Source organism: Actinoplanes utahensis (genome assembly GCF_016862455.1).
GTDB lineage: Bacteria > Actinomycetota > Actinomycetes > Mycobacteriales > Micromonosporaceae > Actinoplanes > Actinoplanes utahensis.
In genome coordinates this window covers 121,782-138,115 of record NZ_BOMZ01000089.1, presented here as the reverse complement: position 1 = coordinate 138,115, position 16,334 = coordinate 121,782, and the positions used below count along the sequence as shown (strand labels likewise).

The following is a 16,334-nucleotide window of genomic DNA, read 5'->3' as shown; positions in this document are numbered from 1 at the left end:
CCGGCCGGTCAGCCGCCGAGAACGACGAGTTCGGAACGGCCGCTCAGCGTGCCGGTCTTCTGGACCATCATCAGGTCCGGGCGCTTGTCGTCGTTCCACTGGGTGATCAGCATGTCGAGGTGGGCGGTGGCACCCGGCGCGGTGTCGGCGGTCTGCAGGGAACGCCGCGGGTTCGCGCCGTCGAGGACGCGCACCCGCGTCCTCCCGTCGGCGGTGCCGGCCTTGCGGATCACCACGGGGTCCGGGCGGCGGTCGTCGTTGAAGTCGGCGACCAGGACCCGATCGGCGGTGCTCACGGACTCGGGGGTGGCGGTGACCGGGACCAGGTGCTTCTGGAAACCGGAGGCGCCGTCGAGGACCTGGATCTCCATCCGGTTGCTGACGGTGCCGGAGGTCTGCGCGATCAGCAGGTCGGGGCGGCCGTCACTGTTCCAGTCGGTGGCGGCGAACTGGAAACGGTCGTCGGTGCCGGGGACCGCGGTGCTGGTCTCCACCAGGATCTGCCGGAACGAGGACGCCCCGTCCAGCACGGTCACATCGGTGCGGCCGCTGGTGGTACCGGCTTTCTGCACCACCATCAGGTCCGGGCGGCCGTCACCGTTCCAGTCGGTCACCGCGTAGGCGTGCCGGTCGTCGGTGGCGCCGAGAGCGGTGGTCGCGGTCACCAGCAGCGCGGAGAAACCGGTGGCCCCGTCCATGATCCGGACCTCGGTCTTGCCGGTGGCGGTGCCCTCGCCCTTGACGACCATCAGGTCGGGGTGCTTGTCGCCGTTCCAGTCGGCGAGGGCCAGCTCGTGCCGGCCGTCGAGGGGGCCCAGCTGGGTGGCGGCGACGACGAGCGGTTTCTGGTACGGGCCGGTCGGCGCCGTGGTCGCCGACGGTTTCGGCTGCGGTTTCGGCTGCGCCGGGGCGGGGGCGTCGCCGGCCGGCGCGGACGCCGGCTGCTGGTACCACAGCCGCGACACGATCAGGCCGGCGTCGTGCGCCTCCCGGCCGTACGCCGCCGGATGCGCCGAGCGCTGCACGGTCTGGCAGACCGTGCCGATGTCGGCGGTCATCCACCGGTCGCCGGGGTAGAAGCGCAGCATCGAGGTGAGGAAGGCGTCGGTGGCGTACTTCGGGTTCACCAGCTGCTCCACACGTCCCCAGCCCTGCGAGGGCCGCTGCTGGAACAGTCCGACGCTGTCGTGGTCGGTGGCGACCGTGCTGTTGCGCAGGGTGCTCTCGGCGATCGCGGTGGTCATGGCGATGACCGCCGCGCGGGGGCCGAGCCCGCGGGCCTGCACGGCGGCGACGATGGCGCGGGCGCAGGCGATGCTGTCGCCGCTGATGGCCGAGCCGAGCCGCGGGCCGGTCATCGACGGGCGCAGCTGGGCGGCGATCTCCCGGTCGGTCGCGGTCACCGCGCCGACCTGGCACGGGACGTTGCCGGCGAGCCGGGTGGCGGCCGGCGCCGCGCCCGCCTGGGCCGGCGCGGCCGGGGCCAGCACCGCTGCCGCGAGCGTCACCGCCGACACCACCCGCCGGCCGGTTCCCGGCTTCCTCATGACACGCACCATGTCGTTTCCGAACCTCCGCTTGATGCCCGCCTGCCGCATCAATCTGTCATACCCGGGCCATCATCCGAAAGGAGTACCCCTGGGGCCCCTGTCCTGTCTCATGAGGCGTAGATCGAGAACTTGGCGGTCCAGCGGCTGGCGGCGCCGAACGTGGACGGCCAGGTCCCGAACGGTGTGGCGGTGCTCCAGGCGCCCTGGTTGGCCGTACCGGTGTCGTAGCTCATGTTGTTGTCGCCGTTGGTGTTGTAGACCAGCCAGTACGCCGTGTTCGCCGCCAGCGTGGCGGTGACCGGACGGCTGTTCCACGCGTTCGCGGTCAGCGTGCCGGACGTGCTCGCCGCCACGAGCGTGCCGGGTGAGCCGTTGACGTCGGTGTAGATCGCCACCTGATACTGGTCGGCCGGGGCCGCCTGGACCGTGCGGAGGTAGACGGAGAGCCGGCTGACGGCCAGCGCGGTGGCTCCGTTGACGAACCGGGAACCGTTTCTGAAGTTCGTGGCGCCGGAGTCGACGGTGCCGCCCACCTGATCGAAACCGAGCCGCGGGGCGGCCGGGTCGGCGGTGGTGAACGAGAACTGGTGGTTCGCGGCGAGCGCGTTGCCGGACGCGTCGGTCACGCCGGCCCGCACCGTCACCGTGTACGGGGTGCCGGCGGCCAGCGCCGCGGCCGGGGTGATCGTCGCCGTCTGCTCGGCCGCGTCGTAGGTGACGGCCCGGCCGACGAGCGCGCCGCCCGGGCCGCGGAGCTCCAGGTTTGCCGACGTGATGGTGCCGGCCGCCATGCCCTCGCTGAACCGGACGGTGACCGGCGTGGCCGGGGCCACCCCGGTGGCGCCGCCGGGCGGGGTCGTCGCGGTCACCGTCGGCGCGGTGGTGTCCGCGCCGGTGGTGGCGTAGATGGAGAACTTCGCGTTCCACCGGCTGGCGGCGCCGAACGTGGCGGGCCAGGTGCCGAACGGGGTGGACGCGCTCCACGCGCCCTGGTTGTCGGCGCCGGCGTCGTAGCTGAGGTTGTTGTCGCCGTTGGTGTTGTACATCAGCCAGTACGCCGTGTTCGCCGCCAGAGCCGCGGTGATCGGGCGGGTGTTCCACGCGTTCGCGGTCAGGGTGCCGGACGTGCTGGTGGCGATCCGGGCGCCGGGCGAGCCGTTCGCGTCGGCGTAGATCGCCAGCTGGTACTGGTCGTTCGGGGCCGCCTGCACGGACTTCGAGTACACCGACATGGACGTGACCGTCGCCGGGCCGGAGCCGGTGACGAAGCGGGAACCGTTCATGTGGTCGACGTCGCCGGTGTCGAGCGAGGCCCCGATCTGCGGGTGCCCGATCCGCTGCGGCGCCGGGGGCGGCGTGTAGCCGGCGATGTAGGTGGTGGCCGTGGCCGGCGCGGTGATCTCGTGGGTCTGCCCGCCACCGTCGGACCACGAGGTGAACGTCGACGAACCCTGCGGCGAGGGCGCGGACACCGTGTTGACGGAGCCTTGGATGACCGTACGCGAGAAGGGTGTCGTCTCCGCTGTGGAACCCACGGTGAGCTGGAGGCCGGCCGGCACCGTGGTGAAGGTCAGATCGACGGTCTCCGGGTCGAGCCGGCGCGTCACGGTGTGGGTCAGGCCCTCCTGGTCGGTCGCGACCAGCGTGAGCTCCAGATAGGACGGATATTCGTGGTCGGGCGCCACGAACGAGCCGGACGCCACGCCGGTCCAGCTGCGGATCGCGTGCTCGTGGCAGTTCTCCGGCGCGGAGCAGTGGTGCATGACCAGGTCCCAGTCGAGCCGGGACGCGGGCAGGGCGCCCTGCTGCGGGTCGGTGGCGTGGCCGGTGAAGGCGAGCGTGTCGCCGACCTTCCAGGTGGCGCCGACGGCCGGCGTGTCGATGATCGCGGTCGGCGCCTCGTTGCCGGGCGTGACGGCGATCGTGCTGGTGTGGGTGGCGTTCAGCGTATCGGTGACGGTCAGCCGCGCGGTGTACGAGCCGGCCGTGGTGTACGTGAACGTCGCCGTCGCCGAGGTCGAGTCGGTCACCCCGTCGCCGGTGAAGTCCCAGGCGTACCGCAGACGGCCCTCGTCGGCCGGGTCCGGGTCTCCCGAGCCGGTGCCGTTGAACGTCACGGTCAGTGGCGCCGGGCCCTGCGTCGGGGTGGCGTCGATGACCGCGGTCGGCGGCTGGTTGCCCGGGAAGTACCGCACCCGGCGGATGGTGCCGCCCAGGTCGGCGTAGTACAGCTCGCCACCGGGACCCACCTCGAGGTCGACCGGGCCGGCCGCGTCCGAGACGAACGTCCGCAGGTTCGCCGGGTCGGGCAGGCCGCCCGGCGTGGACGGCAGCGCCGCCCAGATGCAGCGCCGCGAGTAGTCGGCGAAGAAGACCGCGCCGTTGTACGCGGCGGGGTAGGAGCCGCCCGCCGCGGGGTAGAACGCCACACCCGTCGACGACGAGCCGCCGGTCGGGCAGGCCTCCCCCGCGACCAGCCGGCTCGCATGGTTCCACCCGATGAACGGGGTGGTGTGCGTGCCCGCCGGGGCGGTGTAGAGGGTCTCGCAGATCGGCAGGTTGGCGCTGTCGTACCCGGACTGCCTGGCGTTGCCCTCCCAGCACGGCCAGCCGAAGTTGGTGACGCCCGCGGTCGGGTCGGTGACCCGGTTGACCTCCTCCCAGGTGTTCCACCCGGTGTCGGAGATCCAGGTCTCGCTGGTGCCCGGCCGCATGGTGATCCGGTACGGGTTGCGCAGCCCGTTCGCGACGATCCGGCGCACGTTCGGGTCGGTGGCGCCGAGGTTCGGGTTGCCGGGCGCGGCCGCGCCGGTGGCCGGGTCCAGCCGCAGCAGGGTGCCGTCCAGTTGGGCCGGATCGCCGGAGGTGCGGATGTCCTGGGAACGCAGCGCGCCGCCCTCGTTCGCCGGGTCGGAGCACGGGTTGGCCGGCGCGCCGGACGGCAACTGGCCGTAGTCGACGGCGCTGAAGCTGGCGCCGTCACCGGCCGCCACGTACAGCATCCCGTCGGCGCCGAAGGCGATGTCGCCGACCGAATGGCTGGGGAACTGCTGGCACCAGTCGTGCAGCAGCACCTGCTCGGCGCCGGTCATCGTGTCGCCGTCGGCCCGCAGCCGGGACAGCCGGCCGGTGACCACGCAGCGCCCGTCGTTGGCGTTGGCGCACACGTCGTTCCACACCGGAGCGGTCCGGCCGGGCGGGGCGTCGTAGGTGTAGAGCACGTAGACGTACGGGTCGGCGGGGAAGGTCGGCGCCAGGGTCATGCCGAGCAGGCCGCGGTCCCACTGGTTGTGCACGTTGGCCGACAGGTCGGCGAACACCGTGGGGGTGGTGTCGGCGAGGTCGTCGAAGACCTTGATCCGGCCGCCCTTCTCGGCGACCAGGACGCGCCCGTCCCGCGCGAACTCCAGGTCGACCGGTGAGCTGAGGCCGCTGAAGACGATCTGCTCCTGGAAACCGGCCGGCAGCGCGACCGCGGTCGCGGCCGGCGAACCGGTGAACCACGACATCGTCACCACGGTGATCAGGGTGAGGAGCCAACCGAGTGCGCGCTTTCCCCCGCGAGACATTGAACGATCCTAAAAGGAGTGTCGGGGTCCGGGCCGTCGGCTGTCCGACTCGACCGCCCGCCGACCGGTCACAATCGGTCGTACGTCCGGCTGATGCCCGTCGATGCGCGCGCGGCGTTCGTGCTTGCATGTCCGGATGATGTTGGCTGCGCTCGGCCGTACGTGTGCCCGCCTGCGGTGGCCGGTGCTCGGCGCCTGGCTCGTCCTGCTCACCGCCGGAGCGGTCCTCGGCGGCCAGGTCTTCGACCGGCTCACCCCCACCGGCAGCCTGCGCCCGGACGCCGAGTCGCACCGCGCCGACGAGCGGGTGGACCGGCTGCAACCCGAGGGGCCGGTGATCGTCGCCGTCGTCGGCGGTCGGGACGTGTACGACCCCGCGCTGGTCGCCGCGGTCGGCGCGGTCACCGGCGAGATCCGCGGGATGGACGGCGTCACCGAGGTCGAGGACCTGTACAGCGCGCCGGGCGGCCGGATCGGCGCCGACAACCGGAGCTCGCTGATCCGCGTCGAACTGGACCGTGGCCTGCCCGGCGACCGCCGCGAACAGGTGGAGGACGCGGTCGCCGCCGCGCTGCACCGCATCGACGCGCCGCAGGTGCTGGTCGGCGGCGAGAAGCTCGCGGAACGGGCGTTCGCCGACCAGGCCGTCGCCGACGCGGCGTTCGGCGAATCGGTCGCCCTCGCCGTTCTGCTGGTGGTGCTGATCGCGATGCTCGGCGGTGTCGTGGCCGGCCTGATCCCGCTCGCCGCCGCGCTGGCCACCGTGACGGTGACCCTGCTCGGGCTGTTCGGGCTGACCGCGGTCACCGGGGTCAGCGAGTTCACCGTCAACGTGGTGACCCTGCTCGGGATCGGGCTCGCCGTCGACTACGCGCTGCTGATCCTGGCCCGCTTCGCCGCGGAACGCGAGGCGGAAGGCGAGGCGCGGGGCGAGGCGGAACCCGGCGTCCCGGTGGCGGAGCTGATCGCCCGCACCCTCGCGACCGCCGGCCGTACCGTGCTGATCTCGGGTCTCGCCGTCGCCTCGGCGATGGCGGGCCTGTCCGCGTTCGCCGAGCCGCTGCTCGGGGCGATGGCGCTCGGCGGGGCGGTCGCGGTGCTGCTGGCCACCGTGGCCGGGCTGACCCTGGTGCCCGCGCTCGTCGCGGTCGCCCACCGCCGTATCCCGGCCACCCTCTTCCGGCGCCGAACCGGTTCGCCGTTGCTCGCGCGGCTGGCCGTCCTCGCGCAGAGCCGGCCGGGGCCGGTCGCGCTCGCCGTCGCGGGCGGGCTGCTCGCGCTGTCGCTGCCGTTCCTGTCGGCCGTCGACCTGGAGAACTCCGGCGCCCGTGCGCTGCCCGCGCCGGCCGAGGCCCGCCGGCTGCACGAGGTGGTCCAGCGCGACTTCAGCGCCGGCCGGGCCGACCCCATCGTCGTGGTGGCCGACACCGACCCGGCCGGCGAGGCGTTCCGGGACTACCTCAACCGGATCAACACCCTGGACCGGGTGGTACGGGTGGAGCCGCGCCCCGACATCCCCGGGCCCGCCGCCGTCCTCGACGTGACCCCGGACGGCGCGACCGCCGGCGAACCGTCCCGCGACACCGTCCGCGCGATCCGGGCACTGGACCCGCCGTTCCCGGTGCTGGTCGGCGGCGCCGCCGCGGAACTCGTGGACCACCGGGACTCGGTCGCCGACCGGTTCCCGGTCGCGTTGCTGGTCGTGCTGCTGTCCACGGTGGCGCTGCTGTTCGTGCTCACCGGCTCCGTCGTCATCGGGCTCAAGGCGCTGCTGATGAACGCGCTCACCCTGCTCGCCACCCTCGGCGTCCTGGTCGTCGTGTTCCAGTGGGGCGTCGGCGACACCCTGCTCGGTTTCGAGTCGTGGGGCGCGATCGACGTCACCACCCCCGTGCTGCTGTTCGTGTTCGTCTTCGGGCTGTCGATGGACTACGAGGTGTTCCTGCTCGCGCGGATCAAGGAGCAGGTGGATCGCACCGGCCGCCCGGGCGACGAGGCCGTCCTCGACGGCATCCGCCGGTCCGGCCCGGTGGTCACCGCCGCCGCGGTGTGCATCGGCGTGGTGTTCCTCGGCTTCCTGCTCGGCGACCTGATCGCGGTCAAGGAGATCGGCTTCGCGATGGCGGTGGCCCTGCTGCTGGACGTGACAGTGGTCCGGGGCCTGCTGCTGCCGGCTCTGATGAGCCTGCTCGGCGCGTGGAACTGGTGGGCGCCGGCCCCGCTGCGCCGCCTGCACGACCGCTGGTTCGCCGGCGGCCGGACCGGGCCGGCCGGCCCGGTCCCGGCGACCGGCCGGCCCGGGCGGGATCGGAGGTCCCCCTCCCTCGGCAGGTGACCCGGAAGGGCTCCCGGGCCGTCGCGGCTGTGCCGCTCGCGACGCGGCGGGCTCAGGCTTGCGACGGCGCGGTCTGCCGGCCGGCGGGCCGGGGCACGTGGCGGTGGGCCGCGACGAGCGTGTACGCCAGGCCGGCGAGCCACCCGACGTCGACCGCCCACATGACACCGTGCACCCCGTAGCCGTCACGCACCAGGTAGGACAGCGGCAGCCGGATGACGAGGAAGGAGAGGACGGTGCAGATCAGCGGGACGGTGGTGCGGCCGAGTCCGTTGAGGCATCCGTGGATCACCACCATGACGGTGTAGAGGACGAAGAACGGATAGGTGATCAGGATGTAGTCGACGATCACGGTCTGTACCGCGGGATCCGTGGTGAAGACCGCGGCCACCGGTGTGCGCAGGACGATCACCGCACCGGAGACGACCACGGTGAGGCCGACGGCGAGGATCACCACCTCCCGCAGGGCACGGACGATGCGGCCGCTGTCGCCGCGGCCGAGGTTCTGGGCGACGAAGGCGGTGAGCGCGCCCGACAGATCCAGGAAGATCATCGCCGTGAACAGCTCTATGCGGTTCACCACCGTGAGGCCGGCGAGGACCGGCTCACCGAGCGGGCTGACGATGCCGACGTAGAACATGATGCCGACCGCGAGGAAGACGTGCTGCGAGGCCAGCGGCAGCCCCAGCCGGAAAGCGCCGGTGAGCTCCCGTCTGCTCTGCGTGGTGTCCGTGCCGCGCCACGGCACCGGGTACCGCCGGTACACGAACACCAGTCCGGTCACCAGCGAGGCCACGCTGGCGAGCACCGTCGCGAAAGCCGCCCCCGCCAGCCCCCGGCCCATCGGCCCGACGAACACGAAGACGAGCACGATGTTGAGCAGGCTGCTGAACGTCAGGATGTAGAGGGGGGTCTTCGAGTCGCCGAGGCCGCGCAGGAACGCGCTGATCGCGGCGGTCCCGAACATGGGCACGAACCCGATGGACAGCACGGTCAGGAACTCGTGGCTGTCCTCGGCCAGCTGACCGTGAATGCCCATCAGCCCGAGAATGGGCCCGGCCAGCAGCACCGCCAAGGCCATGCAGGCCACCGACCAGACGAGGGTGAAGGCGGTCAGCGCGCGGATGACGGCCGGCATTCCCGCCGTCTCACCGCCTCCCTTCAGCCGCGCCAGCCGGATCGTGAACGCGGTGCCGATACCGAGGAAGACGGCGTTGAGCAGGTAGTAGAGCGGCTGACTGGCGCCCACCGCGGCCAGCGCCCCGGCCCCGAGATAACGCCCGACGATGATGCTGTCGCTGAGCAGATAGGCTTGCTGGAGGAGATTGGCCAGAGTCAAGGGAACCGCGAAGGCGACCACGGTCCGCAGCACCGTTCCCTTGGTCATGTCGGTCAATTGCACATCCTTCGCTGGGGCGGTACGACCGTCCTGCCGACGGCCGTACCGCAGTGGCGTTTCTCTCGGGCGCGTTCCGCGGCGCGACGGCGACCTCTACAGCACCGGCTCCTCGTCGAAGGTGCCGAAGTCGTCGAAGGCGCCGAAGTCGTCGGACTCGTTCGTGGAGTCGATCAGCCGCGCCACCGCCGTCACGGTCCGCTCCATCAGGAGGTCGGCGACGTCGAACGGCACACCCAGGCAGGTCGCGATGTTGCCCGCCACGGACATCGCCATGATCGAGTCACCGCCGAGGTCGAAGAAGTCCGCCTCGACGCCGAGGGTGTCGTAACCGAACGCGTGCGCCCAGCAGCGGGCGACGGTGATCTCGGTCGGGGTGTACACGCCGTCCGGGCGCCCGGTGAGCGTCACCGGAACGGCGTCGACGGTCCGCTTGATCCGGTCGGCCATCGCGGCGAGACGTTCCGCCGCCATGCCCACCGCCGCGTCGATCTTCTCCTCGACCTCGGGCGCCAGAGCGATGTCGTACGCCTTCAGCAGGTGCACCAGCTCACCGTCGTAGTGAGCCTCACCGGCGAAGACCCGCGTGTGATCGGACCGGAGCGCGCTGTCGAGAATGGCCATCGCCTGTGCGGTGGGCAGAGCCTTGAACGTGGTGTCGACGTTGCTGCCGTAGTCGACCGCCATGCCGATCTCTCGCCAGGCCACCCAGTCGATCGCCACCACATGGCAGCCGTCGCCGCTGCGGGCCCGCGCGAGGTTGTCCAGGTAGTAGTTCGCGGCGGCGTAGTCGCCCTGCCCCGGCGCCGGGAACACCGCCGCGACGGAGGAGAAGTGCAGGATGAAGTCCGGCCGGTCGTCGCGGGTGAGCTGATCGAGCATGAACGCGCCGTGCAGTTTGGGTGCGACGACGGCGGCGAAGTCGGCCTGCTCCCGGAACGCCAGGATGCTCTGCCCGGGCACACCGGCGGCGTGCACGATCCCGTCGACGCGGCCGAACTGCGCCCGGAGGTCACCGAACACCGCGGTGAGCGCCCGCGGGTCGCCGGCGTCGGCCGCGTACACGTGCACCTTCGCGCCGAGCCGCTCCATCTCCCGCAGGGCCCGGAGGCGGTCCAGCAGCTTGCGGTCGTCGCTCGACGCGATGATCCGGTCCCATTCGTCCCGGGGCGGGGCACCCGACCGGCTCAGCAGGACGAGGTTGATGCCGGACTGCTGAGCGGCGAAGGTCCGCCCGATCTCCAGGCCGATCGCTCCGGTGCCGCCGGTGATCAGGTAGGTGCCGCCGGCCTTGAGGTACCGGCGGTCCGGATCCGGCGCGAGGTCCGGGATCTCCGCGAAGACCTCGTGCAGCTTCTCCTCGCCCCGCAGCACGTACAGCCCGGGCTCGTCGGCGAGCAGCTCCCGGCAGACGGTCGTGGCCGGCGACGCCCCGTCCACGTCCACCATGCGGGTCCGGATGTACGGGTACTCGCGGGTGATCACCTTCGCCAGCCCGATGAGGGCGGCGTTCTCGGTCACCACGTCGTCCTCGTTCTGCCGGGCCGCGATCGCCTTGCGGGTCAGGACGACCAGGGTGACCCGGGCGCCGGCCGCCATCAGCGCCTTGGTCAGCAGGAAGAGGCTGTACAGGTTCTTGTGCACCCGCTCGTCGACAGCGGCCAGGTCCGTGCTCGGTGCGGCGTCGAAGGCCAGGGCGTGCAGCACGTGGGTGTGCCCGCCCTCGACGACCAGGTCGGCGATGCGCTCGTATTCGGCGGCCTCGTTGCGGAAGTGCGTGGCGGCGTCCGCGGTTGCGTCATCGGTCAGCCGCAGGATCTCGATGTCCGCCTCCTGTTCGCCGAGCAGCGACGCGGCATCGGTGGACGGGTCGACCAGGGCCAGCACCATCGCGCCGGTGTCGACCTCGGCGGCGAGCGGCGCCGGCTCGAAACGGATGTCGTGGGTGGCCGGATGCCGTTGCCGGACGCTGCCCCCGGCCCACCGGTCGCGCCAGTCGGCGGGGAAGTCGATCCAGCACCGGTGTTCCTCGAAGACGTACGGCACCAGGTCGGTCACGCGCGGCTGCAGACCCTCGTACAGGGTCTGCCACCGGAGGTCTCCACCGGCGAGGTAGTCCGCGGCGACGTCGGCGAGTACGGCGGCGCGCGCGCCGTCCGGGCGTCGTGCCGGGGCGGTGGGCTGCCCGCCGGCGACCACGTCGAGCAGCTGGGCTCGCAGGTCCTGCGGGTCGGCGGCGATGATCGCGATGCGGTGCCGGTGCAGGCTGCGTGAGATGTTGGAGGTGTAGCAGACGTCGGCGAACCGCTCGGCGTCGATCTCCTTCTCCCGCAGGTGGGTCGCGTGGCGCTGGGCCAGCCGGCGCAGCGACCACTCGGACCGGGCACTGAGGGTGAACAGGTGCGGGCCTTGCGCCGCGGTCCGGGCGGGCCGCTCGTCGACGTACTCCTCCAGCACGACGTGGCAGTTCGTGCCCCCGAGGCCGAAGGCGCTGACACCGGCACGGCGCGGGGTGGCGCCGGCCGGCCACGGCTGCAGCTCGGTGGGGACGAAGACGGGTCCCTGCTCGAAGTCGATGCGGGTGTTCGGCACCTCGAAGTTGGCCAGCGGTGGGATGGCCCGCCGGTTCAGCACCAGGGCCGCCTTGATCAGGCCCATCACCCCGGAGCCCTCGAACAGGTGCCCGATGTTCGCCTTGACCGTGCCGACCGCGCAGAACCGCTTGTCGTCGGTGTACCGGCTGAAGGCCCGGCGGAGTCCTTCGAACTCGATGGGATCACCGAGCCGGGTGGCCGTGCCGTGCGCCTCGTGGTAGCCGATCGAGCGCGGGTCGATCCCGGCGTTCTCCCACGCCGCCGTCAGCAGGCGGGCCTGGGAGTCGGAGTCGGGGTTGGTGACGACCTCGGTCGCTCCGTCGTGGTTGACGGCGCTGCCCTTGACGACGGCGTAGATCCGGTCGCCGTCGGCCTCGGCACGGTCACGGCGCTTGAGCACCACCACGCCGGAGCCCTCGCCGAAGCCCGTACCGTCGGCCCGGTCGTCGAAGGTGCGGGTGACGCCGTCGGACGACTCGATGCCGATCTTGGTGGTGGGGTGCCGGATCGGGGCCGTCACCAGGCGGGAGCCGGCCACCACGGCCATGTCGCAGTCACCCAGCAGCAACGCGTTCTTGGCCTGGTGCAGGGCCACCAGCGAGGCCGAGCAGGCGGTGTCGATCACCATGCTGGGCCCGTGCAGGTTCAGGAAGTGGGAGAGCCGGTTGGCCAGCATGGTGGGGATGTTGCCGGTCAGCGCGATCGGCGCCAGGCTGGAGTCCACCCGGCACACGTAGTCCAGGTACGTGCCGCCGGAGTAGGAGAATCCGATGAACACACCGGTACGGCTGCCGGTGACCCGCTCGCCGGTGTAGCCGGCGTCCTCGAGCGCGAGGTACATGTTGCGCAGGATCATCCGCTGGTGCGGGTCGGTGGTACCGGCCTGCTTCGGGTTCATGTCGAAGAACTCGTGGTCGAAGGCGGCGGCGTCGTCGAGGTAGCAGCCGTCGTAGAAGTCGACCGAACGGTCGAGCTCCTCCACCACGGAGACATGCCGCAGGTATCGGACGTACTCCTCGATGTCACCGCGCCGAGGGATGGGGAACGAGCGGGTCAGGCTGCGGCCGGAACTGACGATGTCCCAGAAACCGTCGATGTCGTTCGCTCCCGGCACCTCGACGGACATTCCGACGATGGCGATGTCGTTCGACACTGCGCTGGCTCCATTCACGGTGCGTGCTCCTCGGGACAGGGGATGATGGTCATCGAATTCCGTCGATCAGCTTGGTGAGGATGGCTCCGTTGACCTCCTCGAAACGGGTCACCCCGGCGCCGCGCAGGGTGTGCACCGTCCGGACCCAGTCGACCGGCGACGCGATCTGGCGGCCGAGCACCCGGGCGGCGCGAGCCGGGTCGAACACGGACCCCGTGACGCTGGAGACGACCGGGGTGTGGCCGGCAGCGAAGTGGCAGGCGCGCAACGTCGCGGCGAACGACTTCTCGGCGGGGGCCATCAGCGGGGTGTGGAACGGCCCGCTCACGTTGAGCATCGCGACGTTCGCGGCCCCGGCGTTCTTGATCGCCCGGGCCGCCAGTTGCAACTGCATCCGGTCGCCCGCGATCGTGGTCTGCGAGTCGGAGTTGCGGTTGGCGATGAACACGTGCGGCTGGCCCACGGTGCGTAAGGTGCTCTCGACCCGCGTGGCCGGCATCCCGGAGACGGCCGCCATCGCGCCGCCGGTCACCTTCGACATCAGGGTGGCCCGCTGCCGTACCAGGCCCAGCCCCGCCTCGAACGAGAGCACACCGGCGGCGACCAGGGCGTTGTACTCCCCCAGGCTGTGCCCGGCGAAGAAGGAGTACCGGCCCGGATGCTCGAGGACGAGCCGGTGGGCCGCGAGAGCGTTGACGACGTAGATCGCCGGTTGCGCGAACCGGGTGTCACTCAGCCGGTTGTCGCCGTTGTTCGAGCAGAGATCCGCGACGGAGTACCCCAGGATCTCGTCGGCTGCGGCCGTGAGCTCCGGGAACTCCTCGAACAGATCGCCGCCCATGCCACGGCGCTGGATTCCTTGTCCAGGGAAAACGAGGGCGTGCATCTCAGCCTTTCCGTCCTAGCGTTCGGGTTTTCGGATGACCGTGGTGAACGGCGTACGGTGTCCCGACTCGCGCAGGCAGAGCCGGGTGAAGAGCCCGGCCGAGGCGCCCGGCCCGAAATCCACCACCACGTCGGGCCGCCGGCTCGTGAAGGCGCCCCGGACGGCGGCGTTCCAGTCGAGCGGCCGGGTGAGCGGCTGCTCGGCGACGTCGCGGAACAGGTCGGCCGAGCCCTGCAGATTCCGGGCCGACTCGGTTCCGTAGACCGGCACCGTCAGCCGGCCCGCGTCGATGTCGTAGTCGATGAACCGCCGGTCGCCCTCGATCAGGCGGATCGCCGGCCGGAGCACGCTGCTGTGGAACGGCGCGGTGTTGCCGAGGAACTCCCATCGGCCGGCCATCTCGTCGATCCATCGCCGGTGCTCGAGCCAGAATTCGACGAGCGACTCGGTTCTTCCGCTCAGCACGTGGAACATCGGCGAGTTGAGCAGGCCGATCTCCACAGCCGCCACGCCGAGCCGCTCGTTGTGCCGTTCCACCACGTCCCTCAGCGCCGGGGCCGCCATCCCGGTCACCGCCGCCATCGGACCGGGCTCCGGCATGGACGCGCCGGCCCGGCGGTACCGGTCCATGACAGCCGGGTCGACGTCGTCGGGACGGGCGATCTGGTGCGCCCGTACCGTCACCAGCACGACGAAGGCGATCGACCGCCGGCACAGCTCCAGATATCGGCGCGGGCTCTGCTCCCGGACAGCGGCGATGACCGCGGCATAGAGACCCAGGCTGTGGCCGATGGCCGCGACCGGGCCACCGCTCGCCCCCGCCGACCGGCCGGACCGCGGGAGAAGCATGCACAGCTGGTGGAAATGGGTGCAGACGGCGGTGACGACGGAATGCTCCAGCATCCGCCGGGAGACCCGCCCCGTGCCGGTCAGCCACGACCGCAGCGGCAGGCCGTCGTGCAGACCCGCCCGGTAGGCGTCGTCACCGGCGTGATCGACGGCGGACTCGATCGCCTCCAGCAGGGCCCCGAAGAAGCGGGCGTTCTCCGGGCGGCGATGGAGCTCACGCAGGTGTGCCAACGACGGGTTGCCGGCGCCGAGGCCGTCGAAGACGTACAGCGACCGCTGGTCCCGTCCTGGTAGATCGAGCACCGTCACGTCCCTTCCCTCGGAACGACCCCGATCGGGGACCGCCCGAGATCGGTCTTGAGCAGGTGCAGCGCCTGTCGCTCACGGCGCCGCAGCTGCGACAACTGCCGGCGGAGGGCGTCCATCGAGACGCCGCCGACGCCGGCGTGATACTGGCTCGCCCGGTTGAGGACGCGGGTGATGGCCTCGGCGTTCGCGGCGAAGATCTGCTTGACCGCAACGCTGTGGGACGTCAGCGCGAGGAAACGGCTGAAGAACGACCGGGAGCCGGCGAGGATCGCGAGACTGTTGACCGCCGGGGACTGGTAGGTCTCGGCGGCGGTGATCCGCTCCATGCTCAGCGACTCCGCCATCCGGTCGTAGATCTCGAAGGAGTCGTCGAAGGCGGTCATCAGGTCGGTGTACCGGCGGAGCAGCCCGGCGATGTCCGGCTCGTCCCGGCGGTCCTTGACCACGAGGTTGCCCACCAGACAGCGGCCGGCATCCGCGGACAGGGCGGTGTCGAGCTCCGCCGCCGACAGGATGTACCGCTGGAAGGCGTGTGCCTGGTTGGCGTTGTCCACGACGGTGAGGTCACCCGCCGGATCGATTCCGCAGACCAGGAACGAATGCAGATCCATGTGCTCGGCGACCGGCACGCTGAACCGGGTCAGGAAATCCCGCCAGTAGGCGAAATGCCCCCGCGGCAGATGGACCAGCACGGCGTGACCGGCGGAGACGATCCCGGGCAGGTCGCGCCGGAAGTCGTCGACGTCCCATTGCGGGATGTGGATCAGATCGAATCCGAGAAGCGCCAGATCGTTCTCGTTGACGTACCGGGTCCGGTACGACCAACGGTACTCGTTGCGCAGATAACAGTGCCGGAAGACGTCCAGGGTGCATTCCAGTGAGCAATACATGAGCAGGTCCGCCCAGCGCGTACGGCTGGCAGCGAAGGTGAGGATCTGCGTCGTACGGCAATTGAGCTGGTTGAGGTCGTCCTGGCTGACCAGCGATTCCAGATCGGGCAGATAAGTCGACGTTGTTTTACCATCGGTCATCAGCATCCCCCTGTACGGCGATTTTCTCGCCGCTCTCCACCGGGATTCCCATCGACTCGTTGCACCACTCGACTCCTCCACATTCGTCCCGGGCCGACTGCCCGGAGATGTCGCCCTCGAGGATTCCGGCGGGAGGGGACGCCGCGCCGACGCGGCATTCCCAACTGCTCGAACAGCACGAACTCGTCCACTCGCTCAGTCAGCGACGCCGCAGCGAACTCCTCGATCAGGAAACGCCACCATCGCCGATGCGCCGCGATATCGAATCGCTCGGCAGTAGCCATCGGAGGGAGTCAGCGCTGACTCCACGGCCTCCCGGCGCGGGCGAGCGTCTCCCACCGGCCGGCCGTACCGGAATTCGATGAAAAGGGCCGCGACCTCCGTTGAACCGAGTTCATTTCCGAGAGCCAGGTTTCCGGAACACAAGGACGCGTCCCCGCCAAGCGAATTGACAGAAGGCTATGAGCAACGCTCCCACTACCGTCAGCAACCTGGACAGTGTTGGACCGCGTTGGACAACGCTGCCAGCGCCCGGACGGACGGGAATTGACCGGTTCAGCAGGACACCGGCCCGCCGGCCTCCCGTGTCCGGCCGCGCCCCGGCTCACCATGGGGCGCACCGGTGTGTCGTGGCGCACCAGCTGGAACGATCCGGCGCCGGC

The 16,334-nt window shown here is 71.0% G+C and carries 8 protein-coding genes; 1 reads left to right on the top strand and 7 read right to left on the bottom strand.

Translation table 11 applies throughout. The annotated features are described in order from the left end of the window. Positions 1-8 precede the first annotated feature (8 nt). Positions 9-1,547 carry an FG-GAP repeat domain-containing protein gene (locus Aut01nite_RS31825; protein ID WP_043525144.1) on the bottom strand — a complete coding sequence of 513 codons (1,539 nt, stop codon included), beginning with the start codon at positions 1,545-1,547 and terminating at the stop codon, positions 9-11. A gap of 110 nt (positions 1,548-1,657) precedes the next feature. Further along, positions 1,658-5,119 carry a PQQ-dependent sugar dehydrogenase gene (locus Aut01nite_RS31820; RefSeq protein WP_063958770.1) on the bottom strand — a complete coding sequence of 1,154 codons (3,462 nt, stop codon included), beginning with the start codon at positions 5,117-5,119 and terminating at the stop codon, positions 1,658-1,660. A gap of 136 nt (positions 5,120-5,255) precedes the next feature. On the opposite strand from Aut01nite_RS31820, the gene Aut01nite_RS31815 reads away from it, so the two are divergent. After that, positions 5,256-7,454, top strand: coding sequence for an MMPL family transporter (locus Aut01nite_RS31815; protein WP_236642699.1), 2,199 nt, complete (start codon positions 5,256-5,258; stop codon positions 7,452-7,454). A 52-nt stretch (positions 7,455-7,506) separates the two neighbouring features. Here the strand turns inward: Aut01nite_RS31815 and Aut01nite_RS31810 are convergent, their stop codons facing one another. The 5 genes from Aut01nite_RS31810 to Aut01nite_RS31790 all read right to left on the bottom strand — a co-directional run bounded on the left by Aut01nite_RS31810 (position 7,507) and on the right by Aut01nite_RS31790 (position 15,672). Then, on the bottom strand, positions 7,507-8,841 hold the full coding sequence (locus Aut01nite_RS31810) for an MATE family efflux transporter (protein WP_236642702.1): 1,335 nt from the start codon (positions 8,839-8,841) through the stop codon (positions 7,507-7,509). A 105-nt stretch (positions 8,842-8,946) separates the two neighbouring features. Then, a complete protein-coding gene (locus tag Aut01nite_RS31805; protein ID WP_052163720.1) occupies positions 8,947-12,597 on the bottom strand; it encodes an SDR family NAD(P)-dependent oxidoreductase in 3,651 nt (1,216 codons plus the stop codon). Positions 12,598-12,646: 49 nt separating this feature from the next. Then, positions 12,647-13,483, bottom strand: a complete 837-nt coding sequence (locus Aut01nite_RS31800; RefSeq protein ID WP_043525091.1) for an ACP S-malonyltransferase — start codon at positions 13,481-13,483, stop codon at positions 12,647-12,649. 15 nt (positions 13,484-13,498) lie between these two features. Further along, a complete protein-coding gene (locus tag Aut01nite_RS31795; RefSeq protein ID WP_043525090.1) occupies positions 13,499-14,641 on the bottom strand; it encodes an ACP S-malonyltransferase in 1,143 nt (380 codons plus the stop codon). Further along, positions 14,638-15,672 (bottom strand): cysteine peptidase family C39 domain-containing protein, encoded by a 1,035-nt coding sequence (locus tag Aut01nite_RS31790; protein WP_152628696.1) that lies wholly within the window; start codon positions 15,670-15,672, stop codon positions 14,638-14,640. The genes Aut01nite_RS31795 and Aut01nite_RS31790 overlap by 4 nt, the downstream gene beginning before the upstream one ends. Positions 15,673-16,334 lie beyond the last annotated feature (662 nt).

What these genes read in the sequence shown, in the direction of transcription:
- Aut01nite_RS31825 (WP_043525144.1), bottom strand. Translation starts at nt 1,547, where the DNA reads ATGAGGAAGCCGGGAACCGGCCGGCGGGTGGTGTCGGCGGTGACGCTC.
- Aut01nite_RS31820 (WP_063958770.1), bottom strand. Translation starts at nt 5,119, where the DNA reads ATGTCTCGCGGGGGAAAGCGCGCACTCGGTTGGCTCCTCACCCTGATC.
- Aut01nite_RS31815 (WP_236642699.1), top strand. Translation starts at nt 5,256, where the DNA reads ATGATGTTGGCTGCGCTCGGCCGTACGTGTGCCCGCCTGCGGTGGCCG.
- Aut01nite_RS31810 (WP_236642702.1), bottom strand. Translation starts at nt 8,841, where the DNA reads ATGACCAAGGGAACGGTGCTGCGGACCGTGGTCGCCTTCGCGGTTCCC.
- Aut01nite_RS31800 (WP_043525091.1), bottom strand. Translation starts at nt 13,483, where the DNA reads ATGCACGCCCTCGTTTTCCCTGGACAAGGAATCCAGCGCCGTGGCATG.
- Aut01nite_RS31790 (WP_152628696.1), bottom strand. Translation starts at nt 15,672, where the DNA reads ATGACCGATGGTAAAACAACGTCGACTTATCTGCCCGATCTGGAATCG.